General features: G+C 67.6%; 15 protein-coding genes. 12 read left to right on the top strand and 3 right to left on the bottom strand.

Annotation, left to right across the window (positions count from 1 at the left end):
- The 5 genes from gmhB (at position 1) to WDZ97_RS12780 (ending at position 3,349) form a co-directional block, all read left to right on the top strand.
- The gene (gmhB, locus tag WDZ97_RS12800; RefSeq protein WP_020163287.1) at positions 1 to 543 is read left to right on the top strand and encodes a D-glycero-beta-D-manno-heptose 1,7-bisphosphate 7-phosphatase; all 543 of its coding nucleotides are present in this window, start codon (positions 1 to 3) and stop codon (positions 541 to 543) included.
- Positions 543 to 1,286 carry a lysophospholipid acyltransferase family protein gene (locus WDZ97_RS12795; RefSeq protein WP_425762972.1) on the top strand — a complete coding sequence of 248 codons (744 nt, stop codon included), beginning with the start codon at positions 543 to 545 and terminating at the stop codon, positions 1,284 to 1,286. The genes gmhB and WDZ97_RS12795 overlap by 1 nt, the downstream gene beginning before the upstream one ends.
- Complete coding sequence (locus WDZ97_RS12790) at positions 1,255 to 2,031, top strand: M48 family metallopeptidase (RefSeq protein ID WP_019915436.1); 777 nt, start codon at positions 1,255 to 1,257, stop codon at positions 2,029 to 2,031. The genes WDZ97_RS12795 and WDZ97_RS12790 overlap by 32 nt, the downstream gene beginning before the upstream one ends.
- Before the next feature lie 167 nt (positions 2,032 to 2,198).
- Positions 2,199 to 2,597: a lactoylglutathione lyase gene (gene gloA, locus WDZ97_RS12785; RefSeq protein ID WP_425762971.1), complete on the top strand. Its 399-nt coding sequence runs from the start codon at positions 2,199 to 2,201 to the stop codon at positions 2,595 to 2,597.
- 98 nt (positions 2,598 to 2,695) lie between these two features.
- Positions 2,696 to 3,349, top strand: coding sequence for a laminin B domain-containing protein (locus WDZ97_RS12780; protein WP_425762970.1), 654 nt, complete (start codon positions 2,696 to 2,698; stop codon positions 3,347 to 3,349).
- Here the strand turns inward: WDZ97_RS12780 and WDZ97_RS12775 are convergent, their stop codons facing one another.
- Both WDZ97_RS12775 and WDZ97_RS12770 read right to left on the bottom strand, forming a co-directional pair.
- Complete coding sequence (locus WDZ97_RS12775) at positions 3,350 to 6,457, bottom strand: ATP-binding protein (RefSeq protein ID WP_425762969.1); 3,108 nt, start codon at positions 6,455 to 6,457, stop codon at positions 3,350 to 3,352.
- A 3-nt stretch (positions 6,458 to 6,460) separates the two neighbouring features.
- Positions 6,461 to 7,495 (bottom strand): HD domain-containing phosphohydrolase, encoded by a 1,035-nt coding sequence (locus WDZ97_RS12770; protein ID WP_425762968.1) that lies wholly within the window; start codon positions 7,493 to 7,495, stop codon positions 6,461 to 6,463.
- A 204-nt stretch (positions 7,496 to 7,699) separates the two neighbouring features.
- Here WDZ97_RS12770 and WDZ97_RS12765 point away from each other — a divergent pair, with 204 nt between their 5' ends.
- The 4 genes from WDZ97_RS12765 to WDZ97_RS12750 all read left to right on the top strand — a co-directional run bounded on the left by WDZ97_RS12765 (position 7,700) and on the right by WDZ97_RS12750 (position 14,986).
- Complete coding sequence (locus WDZ97_RS12765; protein ID WP_425762967.1) at positions 7,700 to 9,091, top strand: TAXI family TRAP transporter solute-binding subunit; 1,392 nt, start codon at positions 7,700 to 7,702, stop codon at positions 9,089 to 9,091.
- A gap of 104 nt (positions 9,092 to 9,195) precedes the next feature.
- Entirely contained in the window at positions 9,196 to 10,419 is a 1,224-nt protein-coding gene (locus WDZ97_RS12760; protein WP_425762966.1) for an efflux RND transporter periplasmic adaptor subunit, read from the top strand.
- A gap of 14 nt (positions 10,420 to 10,433) precedes the next feature.
- A complete protein-coding gene (locus WDZ97_RS12755; RefSeq protein WP_425762965.1) occupies positions 10,434 to 13,547 on the top strand; it encodes an efflux RND transporter permease subunit in 3,114 nt (1,037 codons plus the stop codon).
- Positions 13,544 to 14,986 carry an efflux transporter outer membrane subunit gene (locus WDZ97_RS12750; RefSeq protein WP_425762964.1) on the top strand — a complete coding sequence of 481 codons (1,443 nt, stop codon included), beginning with the start codon at positions 13,544 to 13,546 and terminating at the stop codon, positions 14,984 to 14,986. The genes WDZ97_RS12755 and WDZ97_RS12750 overlap by 4 nt, the downstream gene beginning before the upstream one ends.
- Positions 14,987 to 14,992: 6 nt before the next feature.
- Here WDZ97_RS12750 and WDZ97_RS12745 read toward each other — a convergent pair whose 3' ends face one another.
- Positions 14,993 to 15,574, bottom strand: a complete 582-nt coding sequence (locus WDZ97_RS12745; protein ID WP_304005444.1) for a bactofilin family protein — start codon at positions 15,572 to 15,574, stop codon at positions 14,993 to 14,995.
- Positions 15,575 to 15,926: 352 nt separating this feature from the next.
- Between WDZ97_RS12745 and WDZ97_RS12740 the strand changes: the two genes are divergently transcribed.
- From WDZ97_RS12740 to WDZ97_RS12730, 3 genes are read left to right on the top strand one after another with little or no spacing between them, the layout of a single operon-like run.
- Entirely contained in the window at positions 15,927 to 17,324 is a 1,398-nt protein-coding gene (locus WDZ97_RS12740; RefSeq protein ID WP_425762963.1) for a HAMP domain-containing sensor histidine kinase, read from the top strand.
- Positions 17,314 to 17,796 (top strand): hypothetical protein, encoded by a 483-nt coding sequence (locus WDZ97_RS12735; RefSeq protein ID WP_425762962.1) that lies wholly within the window; start codon positions 17,314 to 17,316, stop codon positions 17,794 to 17,796. Before WDZ97_RS12740 ends, WDZ97_RS12735 begins: the two co-directional genes overlap by 11 nt.
- Positions 17,793 to 19,169 carry a sigma 54-interacting transcriptional regulator gene (locus tag WDZ97_RS12730; protein WP_425762961.1) on the top strand — a complete coding sequence of 459 codons (1,377 nt, stop codon included), beginning with the start codon at positions 17,793 to 17,795 and terminating at the stop codon, positions 19,167 to 19,169. The genes WDZ97_RS12735 and WDZ97_RS12730 overlap by 4 nt, the downstream gene beginning before the upstream one ends.
- The last annotated feature ends 10 nt before the right edge of the window (positions 19,170 to 19,179 follow it).

Raw genomic sequence — 19,179 nt, 5'->3', positions numbered from 1 at the left:
GTGAAGCTCATCATTCTCGATCGTGACGGTGTCATCAACTACGACTCCGACCAGTTCATCAAGTCGCCGCAGGAATGGCGACCGATCGAAGGGTCGATGGAGGCGATCGCGCTGCTGAACCAGTGGGGCTGGCGCGTGGTGGTGGCGACCAACCAGTCGGGCGTGGGCCGCGGCCTGTTCGACATGGACACGCTGGCCGCCATCCACGACAAGATGCACCGTACGGTGGCGCAGGCCGGCGGCCGCATCGACGCCATCTTCTTCTGTCCGCACGCAGCCGATTCCAAGTGCGCCTGCCGCAAGCCGAAGCCGGGCATGCTGCTGGAGATCGCCGAACGCTTCAACGTCGACCTGAACGACGTGCCGGTGGTCGGCGACAGCCTGCGCGACCTGCAGTCGGCCGTCGCCGCCGGTGCGCAGCCGGTGCTGGTACGCACCGGCAAGGGCGGGAAGACCGAAGCCGATCCCGAGCTGCCTCCCGGCACGCCGGTTCATGACAACCTCGCCGCCTATGTGCGCGCACTCACGGTGAATACCGACTGATGCCCTTCGCCCGCTCGCTGCTGTTCTTCGTCTTCCTCTTCGTCATCACGCCGCCGTTTTCGCTGATCGCCATCCTGGCGCGGCCGCTGCCGCCTCATGTGCGCTATCGCCTGATCGGGTTGTGGACGCATCTGACCATGTTCGCGCTGCGCATCATCGTCGGTCTGCGCCACCGCGTCATCGGCAGCGAGAACCTGCCCAAGGGCAAGGCGGTGGTGTTGTGCAAACACCAGTCGGCATGGGAAACGATGGCGCTGCAGGTGTTCCTGCCGCCGGTGGCCTTCGTGTTCAAGCGCGAACTGCTGCGCATTCCGTTCTTCGGCTGGGGCCTGGGCTGCATGCCGATGATCGCGATCGACCGCGGCGCCGGCAAGGACGCGCTGAAACAGGTCGAGGAACAGGGCGCCCGCCTGCTCGACCTCGGTTTCTGGGTGACCGTTTTTCCCGAGGGCACGCGCATGCCGCCCGGGCAGACGAAGCGCTACAAGATAGGCGGCGCGCGGCTGGCCGAGGTGACCGGTGCGCCGGTGGTGCCGATCGCGCACAACGCCGGTGACTTCTGGAAGCGCAATGCCTTCCTCAAGCTGCCGGGTGAGATCACGGTGAGCATCGGACCGGCGATCGACACGCAGGGCTTGACGGCGGAACAGATCAACGGGCAGGCTCAAGCCTGGATCGAAAGTGAAATGCGCAGACTGTTCCCGCATCACTATGGCTCAAACCCACAGCCCGCAGCAGCTTGAATTGGCGCTCGATACGCCGGATAACGCGCCGCCGCAGCCGCGCGGTCGCCACATCGTGCTCGGTCAGCAGATCATCGAGTACGCATTGCGCCGCAGCCGCCGCAACTCGATCGGCTTTTCCATCGGTGAATCCGGTCTGCGCGTGACCGCGCCGCACTGGGTGACGCTGCCGCAGATCGAGGAAGCGCTGCGCGAGAAGCAACGCTGGATATTCACCAAGCTGGGCGAAGTGCGCGCCCGTCGCGCCCCGGTGCGCACCGACTGGCGCGACGGCGCCCGACTGCCCTGGCTGGGCACTCACGTCATGCTGCGCCTCGGTGACACCTGCGCGCGCCCGTTGATCGACGACGAGGTGCTGCGCCTGCCGCTGCCGGCCGACGCCGACCACGACCGCGTGCGCGACGCGGTGTGCGGTTTCCTGCAGCAGGAGGCGCTGGCGCTGTTCACCCGCCGTGCGACCGAACTGGGCGCGCGCATCGGCGTGGCACCCGAACGTGTGGTGCTCAGTTCGGCCAATACGCTGTGGGGCTCGTGCACCGCGCAGGGCGTGATACGGCTGAACTGGCGACTGATCCATTTCTCGCCGGCGCTGATCGATTACGTGATCGCGCACGAACTGGCGCACCTGAAGGAACTCAATCACTCGCGCGCGTTCTGGGATACCGTGGCCGCCATCCTGCCCGGCTTCGAGGCGGCGCGACGCGAACTGCGCGCGCACCACCCGGGGCGCATCGTCGCCCCCTAAAATGAAACGGCCCGCTTACTCGCCAGGCACGTACAGGGTCGGCTTTGCACAGCCGACCCGTTTGGCAGGCGCAGCGCAATGCGCCGCGAAACCCCTGCCTCACCCCCCGCAAGGGGAAGGTCAGTTCCTTCGGAACGGCCGTGCGGAACTGAAATGAGGACTCACACATGCGCATCCTTCACACCATGCTGCGCGTCGGCAATCTCGACCGCTCCATCGATTTCTACACCAATGTCCTCGGCATGCGCGAGCTGCGCCGCAAGGACTATCCGGACGGCAAGTTCACGCTGGCCTTCGTCGGCTACCAGGACGAAGCCGACGGCGCGGTGCTCGAACTGACCCACAACTGGGACACCGACAAGTACGACCTCGGCAACGCCTACGGCCACATCGCGCTCGAGGTCGACGACGCCTACGCCGCCTGTGATCAGGTGAAGGCGCGCGGCGGCAAGGTGGTGCGTGAGGCCGGCCCGATGAAGCACGGCTCGACCGTGATCGCCTTCGTCGAGGACCCGGACGGCTACAAGATCGAGTTCATCCAGCGCGGCTCGCAGGCAGCAGGCTGAGCGGCGACTGGCAACGCACGTCCGTGAGATATTCACGTGGCGTGCGTGCCCTGCAGGGTTAGGTTGCCGGCTTCCAACATCGGAATCGGAGGTCGGACATGCGTTCCCACATCATCGTGCTGCTACTGTCGCTCGGCGCGTCCCAGGCGGCATTTGCCGCACCGTCGAGCACCTTCGATTCCGGCACCGAGGGCTGGACGGTGTCCGACACCAATCCACCCTTCGATTCCTTCGGCGGCTCCTTCACACCGGACTACGACGAGGAAGGCCAGTTCATCCGCTACACCGATCCGTCGGCGATGAGCTTCTTCTTCGAAGCACCGGAGTCCTTCCTCGGCGATCTGTCGGGCTACTACGGCGGTACGCTGCGCTACAGCCAGACCTTGTCGGTGCAGACACCGCAATGGCGCGACGATCCGGACGTAGTGCTGGTGAACGGTGCGGGCCTGGTGCTGGTGTTCCAGCACGACAACCAGCCGGGCATCGACTGGACCGACTTCACGGTGTCGCTGGCGGAGGGGAGCTGGCGCGTCGGCGGTCTTGGCGGCAGTTTCGCCACCGCTGCACAAATGCAGTCGGTGCTCGGCGACCTGCAGCGCCTGCGTATCCGCGGCGAGTACATTTCGGGGGTGGTGGAGACGACGGCGCTCGACAACGTCGCCATTACCGCCGTGCCCGAGCCAGCATCGTGGGCGCTGATGCTGTCCGGCGTGGCGCTGGTTGCCGGTGTGGCGCGGCGACGTCTCGGCTGATCAGGCCGCGACGCGGGCGGCCTGCAGTTCCGCCCGCAGTTCGGCGGCCAGGGCCTCCACCTCGGTTTCCAGCTGGTCGATCAGCAGGTCGGTGCCGGCGTCGTCCGGCGCCGTGGCGCCACTGCGTTCGAGCCGCCCGGCGATGCCGGCCGCCCGGGTGCCGCCGAAGTTGCGCACCGTACCCTTGATCGTGTGCGCCTCGACCGCAAGCGCATCGCGCGATACCGACCGTGCCGCGCGCAACGCACCCAGCATGGCCCGGTAGTCGCGCAGGAAGAGCACGATGATGTCGCGCATCAGCGCTTCGTCGCCGCCCAGATTGCCGAGCGTGAACGCGCGGTCGAACTGCGTGGTGTGCGTGTCGTCCGCCTTGCCGACGTTCTCTTCGCGGTGTTCGGCCGGCGCCGGCGCCGAGGCCGGCTTCTGCAATGCCTCTTCCAGTGCGCGTATCAGTGCCGGAACCTGTATCGGTTTCGACACGTAGGCGTCCATGCCGGCGGCGAAACACTTCTCGCGGTCGCCGGCCATCGCATGCGCGGTCATCGCCACGATCGGCGTATGCCGCTCGCCGTCCTGTGCCCGGATGTGACGCGTGGCGTCGAAGCCACCCATCTGCGGCATCTGCAGATCCATCAGGATGACGTCGTAGCGGATGCAGGCGGCCTTCGCGACGGCTTCGAGACCGTTCGCGGCGACATCGACATGGTGGCCCAGTCGCTCCAGCAGGCGCACGGCCAGCGTCTGGTTCACCGGGTTGTCCTCGGCCAGCAGGATGTTCAGGCGCCGTCCCTCTCCGCCCTGCGTCACCGGAATGCTGCGCCGCCCGCCTGCCGACCCGATACCGGTGGCGGCCATCAGCGCATCGAGCAGGGCGGCGGTCTGCGCGGGCCGGGCGACGCTGCCGCTGATGCCGGCCGGCAGGGCGCTGGCGTTCGGCGCTGCACCGTCGTGCAGCAGGATGATGGGCAGTTCGGCGGCGCACTGTCCCTTCAGTGCGTGCACCAGGGCCCAGCCGTCGCGTGCGGCGAGGTCCTCGGCCACCAGCAGTGCGCGGAAGCACTGCGCCTCGCTCTCGGCCGCAACGATGGCGCCGATGCCCTCGTCGAGGTCAGCGCACAGGCGTGCCGCCATCTGCCACTGCGCCAGCTGGGTAGCGAGATGCGCACGCGATGTCGGGTCGGGCTCGATCACCAGCAGCGGCATCCGTTCCAGCGAGCCGCTCTCCTGCGATGCCAGTTCGCCGGCGCGCGCGCTGGTCAAGGGCACGGTGAAATGAAAGGTCGATCCTTCATCCGGTGCGCTGATCACTTCCAGCCTGCCGCCCATCCGCTTGACCAGCCGTGTGCAGATGGCAAGGCCGAGACCGGTGCCACCGAAGCGGCGGGTGGTCGAACTGTCGGCCTGTGAGAAGGCGTCGAAAATGAGCGCCTGCTTGTCCACGGGAATGCCGATGCCGGTGTCGCGCACGGCGAAGCGCAGGCCCTGCACGCCTTCGTCCTGGTGCGCGAGCGTGACCGAGAGGTCGACGCTGCCGCGTTCGGTAAACTTCAATGCGTTGCCGATCAGATTGGTCAGCACCTGACGCAGGCGTACCGGGTCGCCGCAGACACCGTCGGTCACCGATGGATCGATACGGCAGCCGAGCTGGACAGAACGGCCTGGCTTGGGCGCCAGCGTGCGCACGATGCTGCCGATCACTTCGCGCAGGCTGAACGGGATGTTCTCGAAGTCGAGGTGGCCGGCCTCGATCTTCGAGAAATCGAGGATGTCGTCGATCAGCGTCAGCAGCGTGTCCGACGACTGCTTCACCAGCGTCAGATACTCGCGCTGCTCGCCGGTCAGGTCGGTGTCGAGCGCAAGTTCGGTCATGCCCATGATGGCGTTCATCGGGGTGCGGATTTCGTGGCTCATATTGGCCAGGAAGTCGCTCTTCGCCCGGCTCGCGGCTTCGGCCGCGTCGCGCGCCTGCATCATCTGCTCGTGCACCGCGCGTCGCTCGCTGATGTCGGAAATGAAGGCGGTGAACAGCGCCCGTCCCTTCATGTGCGTCGAGGTGATGGCGAGCTGTGCAGGGAAGCGGCGACCGCTGCGGTGACGGATGTCCAGTTCCATGTGGTGGCCGATCACCGCGTCGAAGCGGCGGCCCAGCCACTGCAGCAGGTCGTGCTGGCCCGGTTCGCGTTCGGCAGGTGCGACCAGCAGTTCGATCACCGGATGCTGCATCGCTTCGGCCGCCGTCCAGCCCAGCATGCGTTCGGCGGCCGGGTTGTACTCGATCACGTTGCCGAAGCCGTCGAAGGTGATCACCGCGTCGAGCGCCGCACCGAGGATGGCTCCTGTCCGCGCTTCGCTTTCGGCGAGCGCGCTGCGCTGGTCGTAGAGGCTCAGCGACGCCCAGTTCAGTGCCTGCGCCAGTCGGTCGGTCTCGTGCGAACCGGTCGCCGCCGGCAGGGTTTCGCCCATGGCCTGATCCAGTCTTTCGGCGAAGTCGGTGCACTGGTTCAGTGCGGCCAGCGGCCGGCGCAGCAGCAGGTAGAGGGCGCCGGCGCCGAGCAGCAGCGCGAACAGGCCGTGCAGCAGGCTGTCGTTCAGGATGTGCGCATGCACTTCGCGCGCTTCCGGCGTATCAGTCTCTGTGCGCAGCCAGACGGTCTGTCCGCCAGCCACCAGCGGCACCCAGCTGACGACGATCCGCCGCCCCGTGTCGTCCTCTGCCGCGGCGCGCGCACGTGCGATCAGGCCCGGTGGCGGCGCGTCGGTCGGGCGGGTGTCGGCAGTGCGCCAGGCGCCGTCATCAGCGCGCTTGAGCGCCGACATGACTTCGCCGTTCGGCGCGATCAGCGCCGCAGCCATCAGCACCGCCGTCTCGGGCAGTCGCGGTCGCAGCGCGACCAGCGCGTCACGGTTGTATTCGATGTCGGCAGCCAGACCTGCCGCGATGGTGCGTGTCTCGGCCAGTGCGCTGCGCTCAAGCAGGCGCAGTGTCTCGTCCGCCTGTTCGCGGGCCGTGTACAGTGCGTTGCCCGCAGCGCCGATGCCGAAGGCGAGGGCGAACAGCGCGGTGATGCGCAGCAGCAGGCGGTGCGGTCCGAAGGCAGACGGCGTCATGACTCAGTCGTCCCGGAAGCGTGCCCGGATCTCCTGCACTTCGTCCCAGTGTCCAAGCATGGCGTCCACGCAGCTCGGGTCGAAGTGCAGGTTGCGTCCAGCGGCGAGAAAGTCGCGTGCGCGTGCGACTTCCCACGCCTTCTTGTAGGGGCGCGACGAGGTCAGTGCGTCGAATACGTCGGCCACTGCGACGATGCGCCCGACCAGCGGGATGGCCTCGCCGGCAAGGCCATTGGGGTAGCCGCTGCCGTCGAACTTCTCGTGGTGGCTGAGTGCGATCGTCGCCGCCAGCTGCATGTAGGGCGAAGCCGAGTCCTTCAGGATTTCGTATCCGATGGCGGCGTGCTGCTTCATGATTTCGAACTCGTCCGCGTCGAGGCGGCCCGGCTTGAGCAGGATGTGGTCCGGCGTGCCGAGCTTGCCCACGTCGTGCATCGGTGCGGCGATCAGCAAGGCTTCCTGCATGTCGGCGTCGAGACCCATTTCGCGCGCGATCAGCGCCGAGAAGTGCGCCATGCGCAGGATGTGGGCACCGGTTTCCGGGTCGCGGAATTCGGCCGCGCGCGCCAGCTTGTTCAGCGTCTCGCGCTCGCGCTCGAATATTTCGGCAGTGGCGCGGCGGACCTCTTCGGCCAGCACCCGTGCGTGGTTGGCCAGCACGACCTGGCTGCGACGCAGCGACAGCATGTTCTTGACGCGGGAGGTGAACTCGACACGGTCGACCGGCTTGGTCAGGAAGTCGTTGGCGCCGGACTCCAGCGCGCGGTAGCGCACTTCGCGCTCGTGGTCGGCGGTGACCATCAGCAGCGGCGTCTGTGTGCGCGCGAGATTGGAGCGGAAGCGCCGGATGAATTCGATGCCATCCATGTCCGGCATCATGTAATCGACGATGACCAGATCAGGGTCTTCGCGCAAGCTGTGTTCGAGCGCCTCGGACGGCGACAGGAAGCAGGTCGCTTCAACGTCCGGCAGCTTGCCCAGCAGCGCAGACATCAGAACCAGATTCACCTGCGCATCATCTACAACCACTACATTCATCCAGGGCACCCCGTGTGCGTATCTTGTTCGATGTGCGGCGGTGCCCGATCGGCCCGCCCGATCCATCCTTTCCGCACGAAGGAATAACGGCGCCGCGCGCGGGCGACTTTAGATGGCCGGGATCGCGGCTGACAGAATGAAACACACGAGCGCGAGGGCATCCGGCCGTGCGCGAGCCCGATCGGCGCGCTACCCTACTGCCCGATGAATGCTCCGACGCCCTATACGCTCCGTGCTTCCGCGCTGCGCAACTGGCTGCGCCAGCTGTCCTTCCGCGACATGTTCGCGCTCGGCGTGCCTGCGCTGCTCATCATCGCCGCCGGCTTCTGGTTCGCCGCCCGCTACATCAAGCCGGCGCCGCCCGATCAGACGACGATCTCCTGCGGCGCTCAGGGTTCAGCCTATGAATCGTTCTGTGCGCGCTACAAACCGCTGATCGAGCCCTTCGGCGTCGGCGTGAAAGCGCTCGAAAGCGCCGGTTCGATCGAGAACCTGAAGCGCCTGAACGACCCGGAACAGACCGTCGATTTCGCTTTCGTCCAGGGCGGCAGCGTGGAAGATCACCCGCCCGGGCTGCTGTCGCTCGGGGCCGCCTATTACGAACCGGTGTGGGTGTTCTACCGCGGCCGGCCGGGGCTGGAGCGGCTGGATCAGCTGAAGGGCCTGCGCATCGGCGTCGGGCCCGAAGGCAGCGGAACCCGCCATCTTGCGCTGCAGATGCTGGCCGCGCACGGCATGGCGGACGACAAGAGGCGCCTGCTGCCGTTGAGCGGAATCGCCGGCGTCACCGCGCTGCGCGACCGCCGCATCGACGCGCTGGTCGTGGTCGGCGCGGTGCATTCGGCCAGTGTGTGGGCGCTGCTCTATTCGGACGGGATTTCGCTGATGAGCATGGCGCAGGCGTCCGCCTACTCTCGCCGTTTCCCCCACCTGACCATGCTCACGCTGCCGCGTGGCGCCATCGATTTCGTGCGCGACATTCCGCCGAAGGACGTGTCGCTGGTGGCGACACAGGCCTATATGGTCGCGCGCGAGGACACGCACCCGGCGCTGATCGACCTGATGCTGGGTGCGATGAAGCCGGCGCATGCCGAGGCCAGCGTGTTCCAGCGACCCGGCGAGTTTCCAAAGCCCGACGGCGGCGACTTCGAACTGCATCCGCGCGCCAAGCGCTTCTACGAGGTCGGTCCGCCTTTCCTGCAGCGCTACCTGCCGTTCTCGATCGCCAACCTGTTCGATCGCATGCTGGTGCTGCTGGTGCCGCTGCTCGCGCTGGCCCTGCCGCTGTTCAAGATACTGCCGCAGCTGTATGTGTGGCGCGTGCGCAGCAAGCTGTACCGCTGGTACGGCGAACTGAAGGACGTCGAACGTCAGGCGATGCTGCCGGACACGAAACGAAGCCGGGCCGAGTGGCTGGACGATATCGACCGCATCGAGGCGGCGGTCGCGCGAATCACGGTGCCGCTGGCGCATTCCGATTATCACTACCAGCTGCGTGCCCACATCCACATGGTCCGGCGTCGACTGCAGGGCATACCGGAGGGCGCTGCACCGGAGAATCCGCCGTCCGCAGGAACCGAAACGGCGCCGTCGTGACTCAGTGACAGTTCGCCCGCCGTGCGCCAACACCCCGCATGGGGCAAATTTACAAACATTCGTGCTTGTATATAATTGCAGGCCGAATTCAGGAGAGTTCCCCGATGCCTGTCCGCTCCGCGGCCGCCGTGCCCGCCTCGCGTCCGATTTCCCGCCTGGCCGTGCGCCCGGGACGCCGACTTTCTCCGCTCCACACCTCTTTCGGTTTCGTCGCGCTGATTGCTGCGGCGCTGCTGCTGTCCGCCTGCAGTGGCGACAAGTCAGCGCAGCCGGCCGCCGCGGCGCCGCAGGCGATGCCGGTGACGGTGATCGAAGTGGCGCCGACGCAGGCGCCGCTGGTGGTCGAGGCGGTGGCGCAGGCCGAAGGTGCGCGCGAAGTCGAAGTGCGGGCGCGAGTCAGCGGCATCCTCGAAAAGTGGCTGTTCCGCGAGGGTGAGCCGGTCAAGGCCGGGCAGATGCTGTTCCGTATCGAGCGTGCACCGTTCGAGATCGCGCTGGCGCAGGCCAAGGCGCGTCTGGCCGAAGCGCAGGCGGTGGAGGAACAGACGGCGCGTGAAGCGCAGCGCCTGACCGGGCTGGTGGCCGAGAAGGCGATCAGCCAGAAGGAATTCGATGACGCGCGCTCGGCCAGCGCGGTGGCCCGCGCCGCGGTGAAGTCGGCCGAGGCGGCGGTGCGCGAGGCGGAACTGAATCTGAGCTACACGCAGGTGACCGCACCGGTGGCCGGCGTGACCGGACGCGCCCAGCGTTCCGAAGGTTCTCTGGTGAATACCGGGACCGACAGCCTGCTCACGACGATTGCGCAGATCAACCCGATCTGGGTGCGCTTCAGCCTTTCGGACAACGACCTGGCCGGCGTGCCGGGTGGTCGGGCGGCGGTGCGCAGCTTCCGCGAAGTCGAGCTGCAGCTGCCCGACGGCAGCATCCTGCCGCAGCGCGGCCGCATCAACTTCTCCGCCAGCCGCATCGATCCGGCGCTGGGCACGCTGGAAATGCGCGCCGAGTTCGCCAACGCCGACGCCGTCGTGCTGCCCGGCCAGTTCGTCCGCGCGCGGGTGATCGCCGGTGAGCGCGACAACGTGTTCCTGGTGCCGCAGGCTGCGGTGACGCAGACCGAGAGCGGTCCGGTGGTGATGCTGGCCAATGCCGAAGGCAAGGTGGAGCCGCGTCCGGTAAAGCTCGGTCAGTGGCAGGGCAAGGATTGGGTGGTGACCGGCGGTCTGCAGGCCGGCGACCGCGTCATCGTCGATAACCTGATCAAGCTGCGACCGGGTGCGCCGGTGGCGCCACGCGCGGCGGGTGACGCCGCGCCGCCGGCGAAGTCCTGAAGGAGCGCCCGAACATGGCCCGCTTCTTCATCAACCGCCCGATCTTTTCGGGCGTCATATCGATCGTCATCATGATCGCGGGCCTGGTGGCTTCGCTGTCGCTGCCGATCGCGCAGTACCCGGAAATTTCGCCGCCCACGGTCATCGTCACCGCCACCTATCCGGGCGCCAACTCGGAAACGCTTGCGCGCACGGTGGCGGCACCGATCGAGGAACAGCTGTCGGGCATCGAGGGCCTGCTGTACTTCAACTCGACTTCGACGTCGAACGGTACGGTCACCATCACGCTCACCTTTGAGGTGGGCACCAATCCGGATACCGCGCTGATCGCGGTGAACAACCGCATTTCGGTGGCCGAGTCGCGGCTGCCGGAAGACGTGCGCCGCTCCGGCCTGGTGGTGCGCAAGCGTTCGAACAACCTGCTGATGATCGCTGCGCTGAAGTCGACCGACGGCCAGCGCGACACGCTGTTCCTGACCAATTACGTGCAGGTGAACGTGCTGGAGGAACTGCGCCGCCTGCCCGGCGTCGGTGACGCGATCGCCTTCGACGCGCCGTACGCGATGCGCGTCTGGCTGAAGCCGGACGTGATGGCGCGCTTGGGCATCACGACCACCGAGGTGGCGGCCGCCATCCGCGTGCAGAACGCGCAGAACGCGGTCGGCCGTATCGGTCAGGAGCCGGTCACCAACGGCCAGCAGCTCACCTACACGGTGACCGCGAAGGGCCGCCTGCTCGACATTCCGCAGTTCGAGAACATCATCCTGCGCGCCGACGGCCCGGGCGGCGTGGTGCGGCTGAAGGATGTCGCACGGATCGAACTGGGTGCCGAGAACTACGACCGTACGACCAAGGTGAATGGCACGCCGGTGTCCGGCATGGGTGTCTATCTGCAGTCGGGTGCCAACGCGCTCGACACCGCCAAGGCGGTGCGCGCCAAGCTCGACGAACTGTCGCAGCGACTGCCCGAAGGCACCGAGTTCATCATCCCGAACGACACGACACGCTTCATCAGCGAGTCGATCAAGGAGGTGGTGCACACGCTGGCCGAGGCCACCGTGCTGGTGGTGCTGGTGGTGTGGGTGTTCCTGCAGAACTGGCGCGCCACGCTGATTCCGCTGATCGCGGTGCCGGTGTCGCTGGTCGGCACCTTCGCCGGCCTGTGGGCGCTCGGTTTCTCGATCAATACGCTGACGCTGTTCGCAATGGTGTTGTCGATCGGCATCGTGGTTGACGATGCCATCGTCGTGCTGGAGAACGTCGAGCGGCAGATGCGCGAACACGCGCTGCCACCCAAGCAGGCGTCGGTGGCGGCGATGCGCGAGGTGTCGGGCGCGCTGGTGGCGATGGTGCTGGTGCTGTGCGCGGTGTTCGTGCCGGTGGCTTTCCTCGGCGGCATCGCCGGTCAGCTCTACCAGCAGTTCGCCGCCACGGTGGCGATTTCGGTGTCGATCTCCGGTGTCGTCGCCCTGACGCTGACGCCGGCGCTGTGCGCGCTGATGCTGAAGGAGCACGAGGGCGAGGTGAAATTCTTCCGCCCGTTCAACCGCGGCTTCGAATGGCTCACCCGGCTGTATACCGGCACCGTGGGCGCCACGCTGCGCCACCGCGTCGTGGCGACGCTGCTGGTGCTGCTGCTGTTCGCCGGCGCCGGTTTCATGTTCCGCGTTGTGCCCGGCGCCTTCGTTCCGTCCGAGGACCAGGGCTATCTGTTCGGCTTCGTCACGCTGCCCGACGGCGCTTCGGCCGAGCGGACCGAGGTGTCGTTCGAGAAGATCCGCCGCGTGATCAACGACCACCCGGCGGTGGAGAACGTGTTCATGGTGCGCGGCATGGACTTCATCACCGGCAACAACCGGCCCAGCGTGGCGATGACCTTCGTCGTGCTGAAACCGTGGAAGGACCGCGCGACCACGGCCGACGACCTGCAGAAGGTGATCGCCGCCGAAGGCATGAAGCTGACCGACGGCATGGGCTTCATCTTCAATCCGCCGCCGATCCAGGGGCTGGGCGCGGCCGGTGGCTTCGAGGCCTATGTGCAGGCGCGCGAGGATTCCGACGCGCGCAAGCTGGCGGCCATTACCGGCCAGCTGATCGCCGAGCTGAACAAGCGGCCGGAGCTGGTGGACGTGAAGACCTTCTTCCGTGTGTCGTCGCCGCAGCTCGCGGTCGACGTCGATGAGCCGAAGGCGCTGTCGCTGGGCATTCCGCTCGACGCGCTGTATTCGACGCTGCAGGCGACCATGGGAACGCTGTACGTGAACGACTTCAACCGCTCGGGCAAGACCTACAAGGTGCAGCTCGGCGCCGACGCGCCCTACCGGATGAAGCCGGAGGACCTCGGCAAGCCCTACGTCCGGTCGAGCTCCGGCGCGATGATTCCGCTGTCGGCGGTGATCAGCGTGCGTACCGTGGTCGGGCCGGAAATGGTCGAGCGCTTCAACGGCTTCGTTGCCGCCAAGATTCTGGGCAATGCGGCCCCCGGTCGCAGCTCCGGTGATGGCATCGCCGCGGTCGAGGAGGTGGCGCGCCAGGTGCTGCCGGCCGGTTACACGCTGGAGTGGGTGGGCCAGGCCTACCAGGAGAAGCGCACCGGCATCACCTCGGTGCTGGCGCTCGGGTTCGGCATCATCATGGTGTTCCTGATCCTCGCTGCGCAGTACGAGCGCTGGTCGCTGCCGCTGGCGGTCATCATGGCCATCCCGTTCGCCATCCTCGGCGCGCTGCTGGCGGTATGGATGCGCGGCATGCCGAATGACATCTACTTTCAGATCGGTCTGGTGGTGCTGGTCGGTCTGGCGGCGAAGAACGCCATTCTGATCGTCGAGTTCGCGCTGCAGAAGCAGCAGGAAGGCATGGACGCCATCACCGCGTCGCTGGAAGCGGCACGACTGCGCTTCCGCCCGATCTGCATGACGGCGCTGGCCTTCATCCTCGGCGTAGTGCCGCTGGTCACCGCCACCGGTGCCGGCGCCGCGGCGCGCCGCTCGATGGGTACCGGCGTGTTCGGCGGCATGCTGGCCGCCACCTTCATCGCCACGATATTCATTCCGATGTTCTACAGCTGGATGGCCGGCCGCAAAGCGGCGCGCCGCGACGACGGCCCGGCCGACGAGGTGACCGCATGAGCCCCGCCGCCCTGAAAACGCCGCTCGCACTGGTCTGCGCAGCGCTGCTGTCCGGCTGCATGGTCGGCCCGGACTACGTGCGCCCGACGGTCGATCTGCCGGCACAGTACGCGCCCGCGCAGGACGCGGCGCCCGTCGCCGTCGCGCGTGGCTGGTGGAAGCAGTTCAATGACGACACGCTGAACACGCTGGTCGAACGGGCGCTTGCCGACAACGCCGACGTGCAGCGTGCTGCGGCCCGGATCGAACAGGCCGACGCACTGCTGCGCGAAGCCGGTGCGGCCCTGTTCCCCGACGTCGGCCTCGAAGCCGGCGCCAGCCGCTCGCGTATCAGTGGCGTCGGTGCGCCGATACCGGCCGGCGCGCCGCTCTACCGCAACAGCTTCCAGACCGCGATATCGACCTCGTTCGAGCTCGATTTCTGGGGCCGGCTGCGCCGCGCCAGCGAGGCGGCGCGCGCGCAGGCGCTCGGTACGCGGCACGCGAAGGACACGGTGGAACTGACGCTGGTGAGCCAGGTGGTCGGTGGCTACCTGAACCTGCGCGCGCTCGACGCACAGCTCGAGCTGTCGCGCGACACGCTGGCCACGCGGCGGGAGAACGTGGACATCCTGCGCAGCCGTGTCGAGCGTGGCCTCACCAACGAACTCGAACTGCAGCAGGCGCTCGGCGCGGTCGCGGCGATCGAGGCGCAGATCGCCGATCTGGCGCGCAGCCGCGGCATCGCCGAAAACCAGATCGCGCTGCTGACCGGCAACCTGGGCATGCATATTGAGGTCGGCGACCTGCGCAGCCTGCCGCTGCCGCCGTTGCCGCCGGCCGGCTTGCCGTCGTCGCTGCTCGACGCCCGTCCCGATGTGCGACAGGCGGAGGCGGAGCTGGCGTCGGCCAACGCACAGATCGGTGTCGCCAAGGCGGCGCTCTATCCGTCGATTTCGCTGACCGGCAACTACGGATCGCAGAGCCGCGAATTGTCGGACCTGTTCAGCGGCCCGGCCAATATCTGGTCGCTCGGCGTTGCACTCGATCTGCCGCTGTTCGACGCCGGTCGTCGCAGCGCCCGTGTCGATCAGGCCACGGCGCAGCAGAAGCAGGCGCTGGCCGGCTACGTGTCGGCCATCCGTAACGCCTTCACCGACGTGCGTGACGCACTGGTCGCTGCCGAACGGTACGCGCAGAGCGTGAGCGCACTGCAGGCGCAGTCCGACGCCGCGGCGCGCAGCCTGCAACTGGCGCAGAAGCGCTACGACGCGGGCTACTCGCGTTATCTCGAAGTGCTGGATGCGCAGCGCACCGCCAACGAGGCATCGCTGGCACTGGTGCGCGCACGCCAGGGGCAACTGGCCGAAGTGGTGAACCTGTACGCCGCGCTCGGTGGCGGATGGGGTGAGGAGGTTGTGGCCGCGCCGGACGACGCCGCAGCGTCGTCCTCACGCTGATCCGCTTCAACCGGCGAGCGCGGTCAGCGACCGCGGCTCGTCGGCCTTGCGCTCAACCGGCTTTTCCTTGCCGGCGCTGGCCAGCGATTTAATGTCGCCGGAAATTTCGCCGCCTTCCTCGATATGGATCTTGCCGTAGCGGATCTTGCCGCTGACGCGGCCGGTGGCATGGACGATGAGCTGTTCGCGCGCAGTCAGTTCGCCGTCGAAATTGCCGTGGATTTCGGCCACGTCGATGCTGACGGTGCCGGAGTAGGCACCGTTTTCGGCGATGCGGATGACGCGGCTGTCCATCGTCGCTTCGACCCGGCCTTCGACCACCAGCGTGTCGCAATCGAGAATTTCCGCGCCACGCAGTTTCACGTCGGGGCCGACGATGAGGCGGCTGCCGTGGGTGGGCGAGGGCTCGATCGCTTCCGGCTTCGACGGCTGCGGCGCCGGGGTGTCGCGCTGCGGCGACAGTGCGGCCGGCGACGGCGTCGTGCTCACCGTCATGCCGCTGCCGGACGTGCCGCCGCCGCCCGGTCGTATCGTGCGCGGCAACGTGGATTCGGTGGATTTCGGGAACAGGCCGGGCTTGTTGAACATATCGTCTCCTTGAAAGTGGCTCGCGCCGTGCGGCACGGCGCGCACCGACCGTTCGCAAGTCGTGTGCCTGGTGGTGAATCTTTTATTGAATCAATGATTTACGTGCTTCGACTCGACCTTTCCCGGCGCCTGAGCAGCGAATGCCCGCAATTCTGTCGCCGCAGCGCGACAGTCGGCTGCGTGGAAGGGGGCGCGGCGCCCATCAAGACGTGCGCTGCGCCCTGTCGCCGAGCGGCGACACACCGCCCGGGCGTTGCGGATTTAACGTTCTGTTGCATTCCATTACCGGACCTTACCGCGGCCCGCGTCCGGGCTGCCTAGACTCGGACGTTCACCGGAAATCCTTCGACCCATGCCTCATGCATCCTTCCGTACCACCCTGCTGCTGACCGTGCTGCTGATCGCCGGTGCGCTCGGTGCCGCAGCAGCAAGTGGCTGGATCATGCTGCAGGACTTCGCCCGCGCCAGCCGCGAGGCGGGCAGTGGCGCACTGAATCTGACGTCGGCGATGCAGCAGATCGACGAACGTTCGCTCGACATGGCGCGCAGCGCGCGTCAGTACGCCGTGCTGCGGGACGACGGTTTGCGTCGCCGCTACGATGAGGCTCAGACGCAAGCGCTGGCCTCGCTGGCGACGATGACCGCGAGCTTGCCGCAGATCGCGCCGCACGCGGACACGTGGCGACGCACCGAAGCTCAGTTGCGCGCCGTGTTCGACCAGCCAGCCGAGGCCGCCGTCGGCGACGCGTTGCCCGATCTCGCACCGATCAACGATCGCCTTGCCGCCGGCGTGCGCGAGGCCATCGATGGCCGCAATGCGGCGCTGCTCGATACGCTGGAGTCGAGCCGCGACACCCTGGCGACGCAGGTACTGGCGGCCATCTCCCTCGCGCTCCTGCTCGCGGTGGCCACCGGCTGGTGGATACTGCGGCCGCTGAAGCGCGTGGAGCAGGCGATTGCGCGCCTCGGCGAAGGACAGTTCTCGACGCCGGTACAGGTCGGCGGCCCGGCCGATCTGCGCCGGCTCGGCGAGAAGCTCGAATGGCTGCGATTGCGGCTGGCCGATCTCGAAGCGCATCGCAATCGTGTGCTGCGTCATGTGTCGCACGAACTGAAGACGCCGCTCGCATCGCTGCGCGAGGGCATTGCGCTGCTGCAGGACGGTGTGACAGGACGGCTCAGCGACGAGCAGATCGAAGTCAGCGGCATACTCGACGCGAATGCGCGCGCGCTGCAGGAACGCATCGAACAGCTGATCGGCTACAACGCGACGCAGTTCGACGCCCGCCACCTCGAACTGAAGCCGACCGCGCTGCGTGCGCTGGCGCGCGAAGTGGCGGCCGACCTCAAGCTGCAGGCGCAGGCCAAGGACATCCGTCTCGACGTCAGCGGCTATGCGCCGCCGGTGCGCGGCGACGCCGCCAAGCTGCGCATCGCGCTCACGAACCTGTTGGCCAACGGCATCGCCTTCAGTCCGCACGGTGGCACGGTGCGGCTCGAACTGAGCAGCGATGGCGGCACCACGCGCATCGACTGCATCGACGAAGGTCCGGGGGTCGCGCCGGACGAGACCGAACGCATCTTCGAACCCTTCTTCCGCGGCAGCCGCCGCGCACCGCGCCCGGACAAGGGCAATGGCCTCGGACTGGCCATCGTGCGCGAATTCATCGCCGCGCACGGCGGCCGGGCACTGGTGCTGCCAGCCGAGCGCGGCGCCCACTTCAGGATCGAATTGCCCCATGCCAGCTGACGTCCGTCTGACCCGTCTGATCCCGATCACGCTTGCGCTGTCGCTCGCTGCCTGCGCCGGCGTGAAGCCCGCTCCATCCGCGCCGGCGGCGGCCGAAGCGCCGCAGCCGGCGGCGCTTGAAACACAGACCAATACGGCGGAACGCCAGTTGCAGCAGGCGATGCAGGCGGCGCAGCCGCGCGGCGGCAATCTGACGCGCGCACGCACCCTGCTCGAGGCGCTGGTCGCCTCCAGCAGCGACGAGGCACGGGCCGTGCAGCCGTATGCGAAATCGCTGCTCGAACAGGTGATCGAGCGCCAGCGCCTGGACGCTGCCAACGTGAAGCTGACGCAGCAGCTCGAACGCAGCAGCCAGCAACTGAAGGACAGTCAGGCGCGGGCGGACGAACTGCAGCGCAAGATCGACGCGCTGGCCGACATCGAGCGCAGCCTGCCGCCCGCGCGCATTCCGTCGCGCGGCGTACCGCGGTGAGGGCGGACGGGCAGCACCGTCTGCTGCTGGTCGACGACGATACCGATCTGCTGCGCCTGCTGTCGCTGCGGCTCAAGGCCAGCGGCTATCGTGTAAGCACCGCCGAAACGGCCGAGGCGGCGCTGACGCGACTGGCGGTAGAGCGCTTCAGCCTGGTACTGAGCGACGTGCGTCTGCCGGACCGCGACGGGCTCGCGCTGTTCGACGATATCCGTGCGCAGCACCCGGCGCTGCCGGTCATCCTGCTGACCGCGCACGGCAGCATTCCCGATGCGGTGGAGGCGACCTCGCGCGGCGTCGCCGGCTATCTGACCAAACCTTTCGACAGTGCGTCACTGCTCGACCGCATCGCTCAGGCGCTGTCGCACGCCGCTCCGGCCGGTGCGGTGACGGCGATCGACGCTGGCTGGCGTGACTGCTTCATCAGCCGCAGTGCGCGGATGGAGTCACTGCTCGACGAGGCGCGGCTGGTCGCTGCCTCCGATGCCAGCGTGCTGATACGCGGCGACAGCGGCACTGGCAAGGAACTGCTGGCGCGCGCCCTGCACCGCGCCAGCCCGCGCGCGCAGGCGCCTTTCGTCGCCATCAACTGCAGCGCGATACCGGACGCGCTGCTCGAATCCGAACTGTTCGGTCACGAACGCGGCGCCTTCAGCGGCGCGGTCGCGCGCCACACCGGCCTGTTCCGCGCAGCGCACGGCGGCACGCTGTTTCTCGACGAGATCGGCGACATGCCGCCAGCGCTGCAGGTGAAGCTGCTGCGCGTGCTGCAGGAGCGGGCGGTACGGCCGGTCGGCGCGACGCAGGCCGAGCCGGTCGATGTGCGCATCGTGTCGGCCACCCATTGCGATCTCGACGCGCTGCTCGCGCAAGGGCAGTTCCGCGAAGACCTGTATTACCGCATCAACGTGGTCACGCTGACGCTGCCTCCGCTGTCCGAGCGGCGTGAGGACATTCCGCTGCTGGCCGAGCACTTCCTGCGCACGCTGGCAAAGAAGTACGGCAAGCGCTTGCGCGGCTTCGCGCCCGACGCGCTGGAAGCGCTGGCGACCGCGCACTGGGCCGGCAACGTGCGGCAGCTGCAGAACGTGGTCGAGCAGGCGTGCGCGCTGGCCACTACGCCGCTGGTGCCGCGCGCGCTGGTGGATCGTGCGCTGCGTGTGAAGCCGATGGAGGCGTTGGGCTACGCCGAGGCGAAACAGCGCTTCGAGCGCAATTACCTGGTGCAGCTGCTCAAGCTCACCGCCGGCAACGTGACCGACGCGGCGCGCATCGCCGGCCGCAACCGCACCGAGTTCTACCGCCTGCTGCAGCGCTACGACCTGAACCCCGGCCTGTTCCGCGGCGATGTCGCCGAGATGCGACAGGCCTGACCGGCGCGGC

The organism is Methyloversatilis sp. MC4-4, from assembly GCF_049843555.1.
GTDB classification, from domain to species: Bacteria; Pseudomonadota; Gammaproteobacteria; order Burkholderiales; family Rhodocyclaceae; genus Methyloversatilis; species Methyloversatilis discipulorum_B.
Note: the sequence above shows the minus strand (reverse complement) of the source record. Positions and strands in the feature narration are given on the sequence as shown.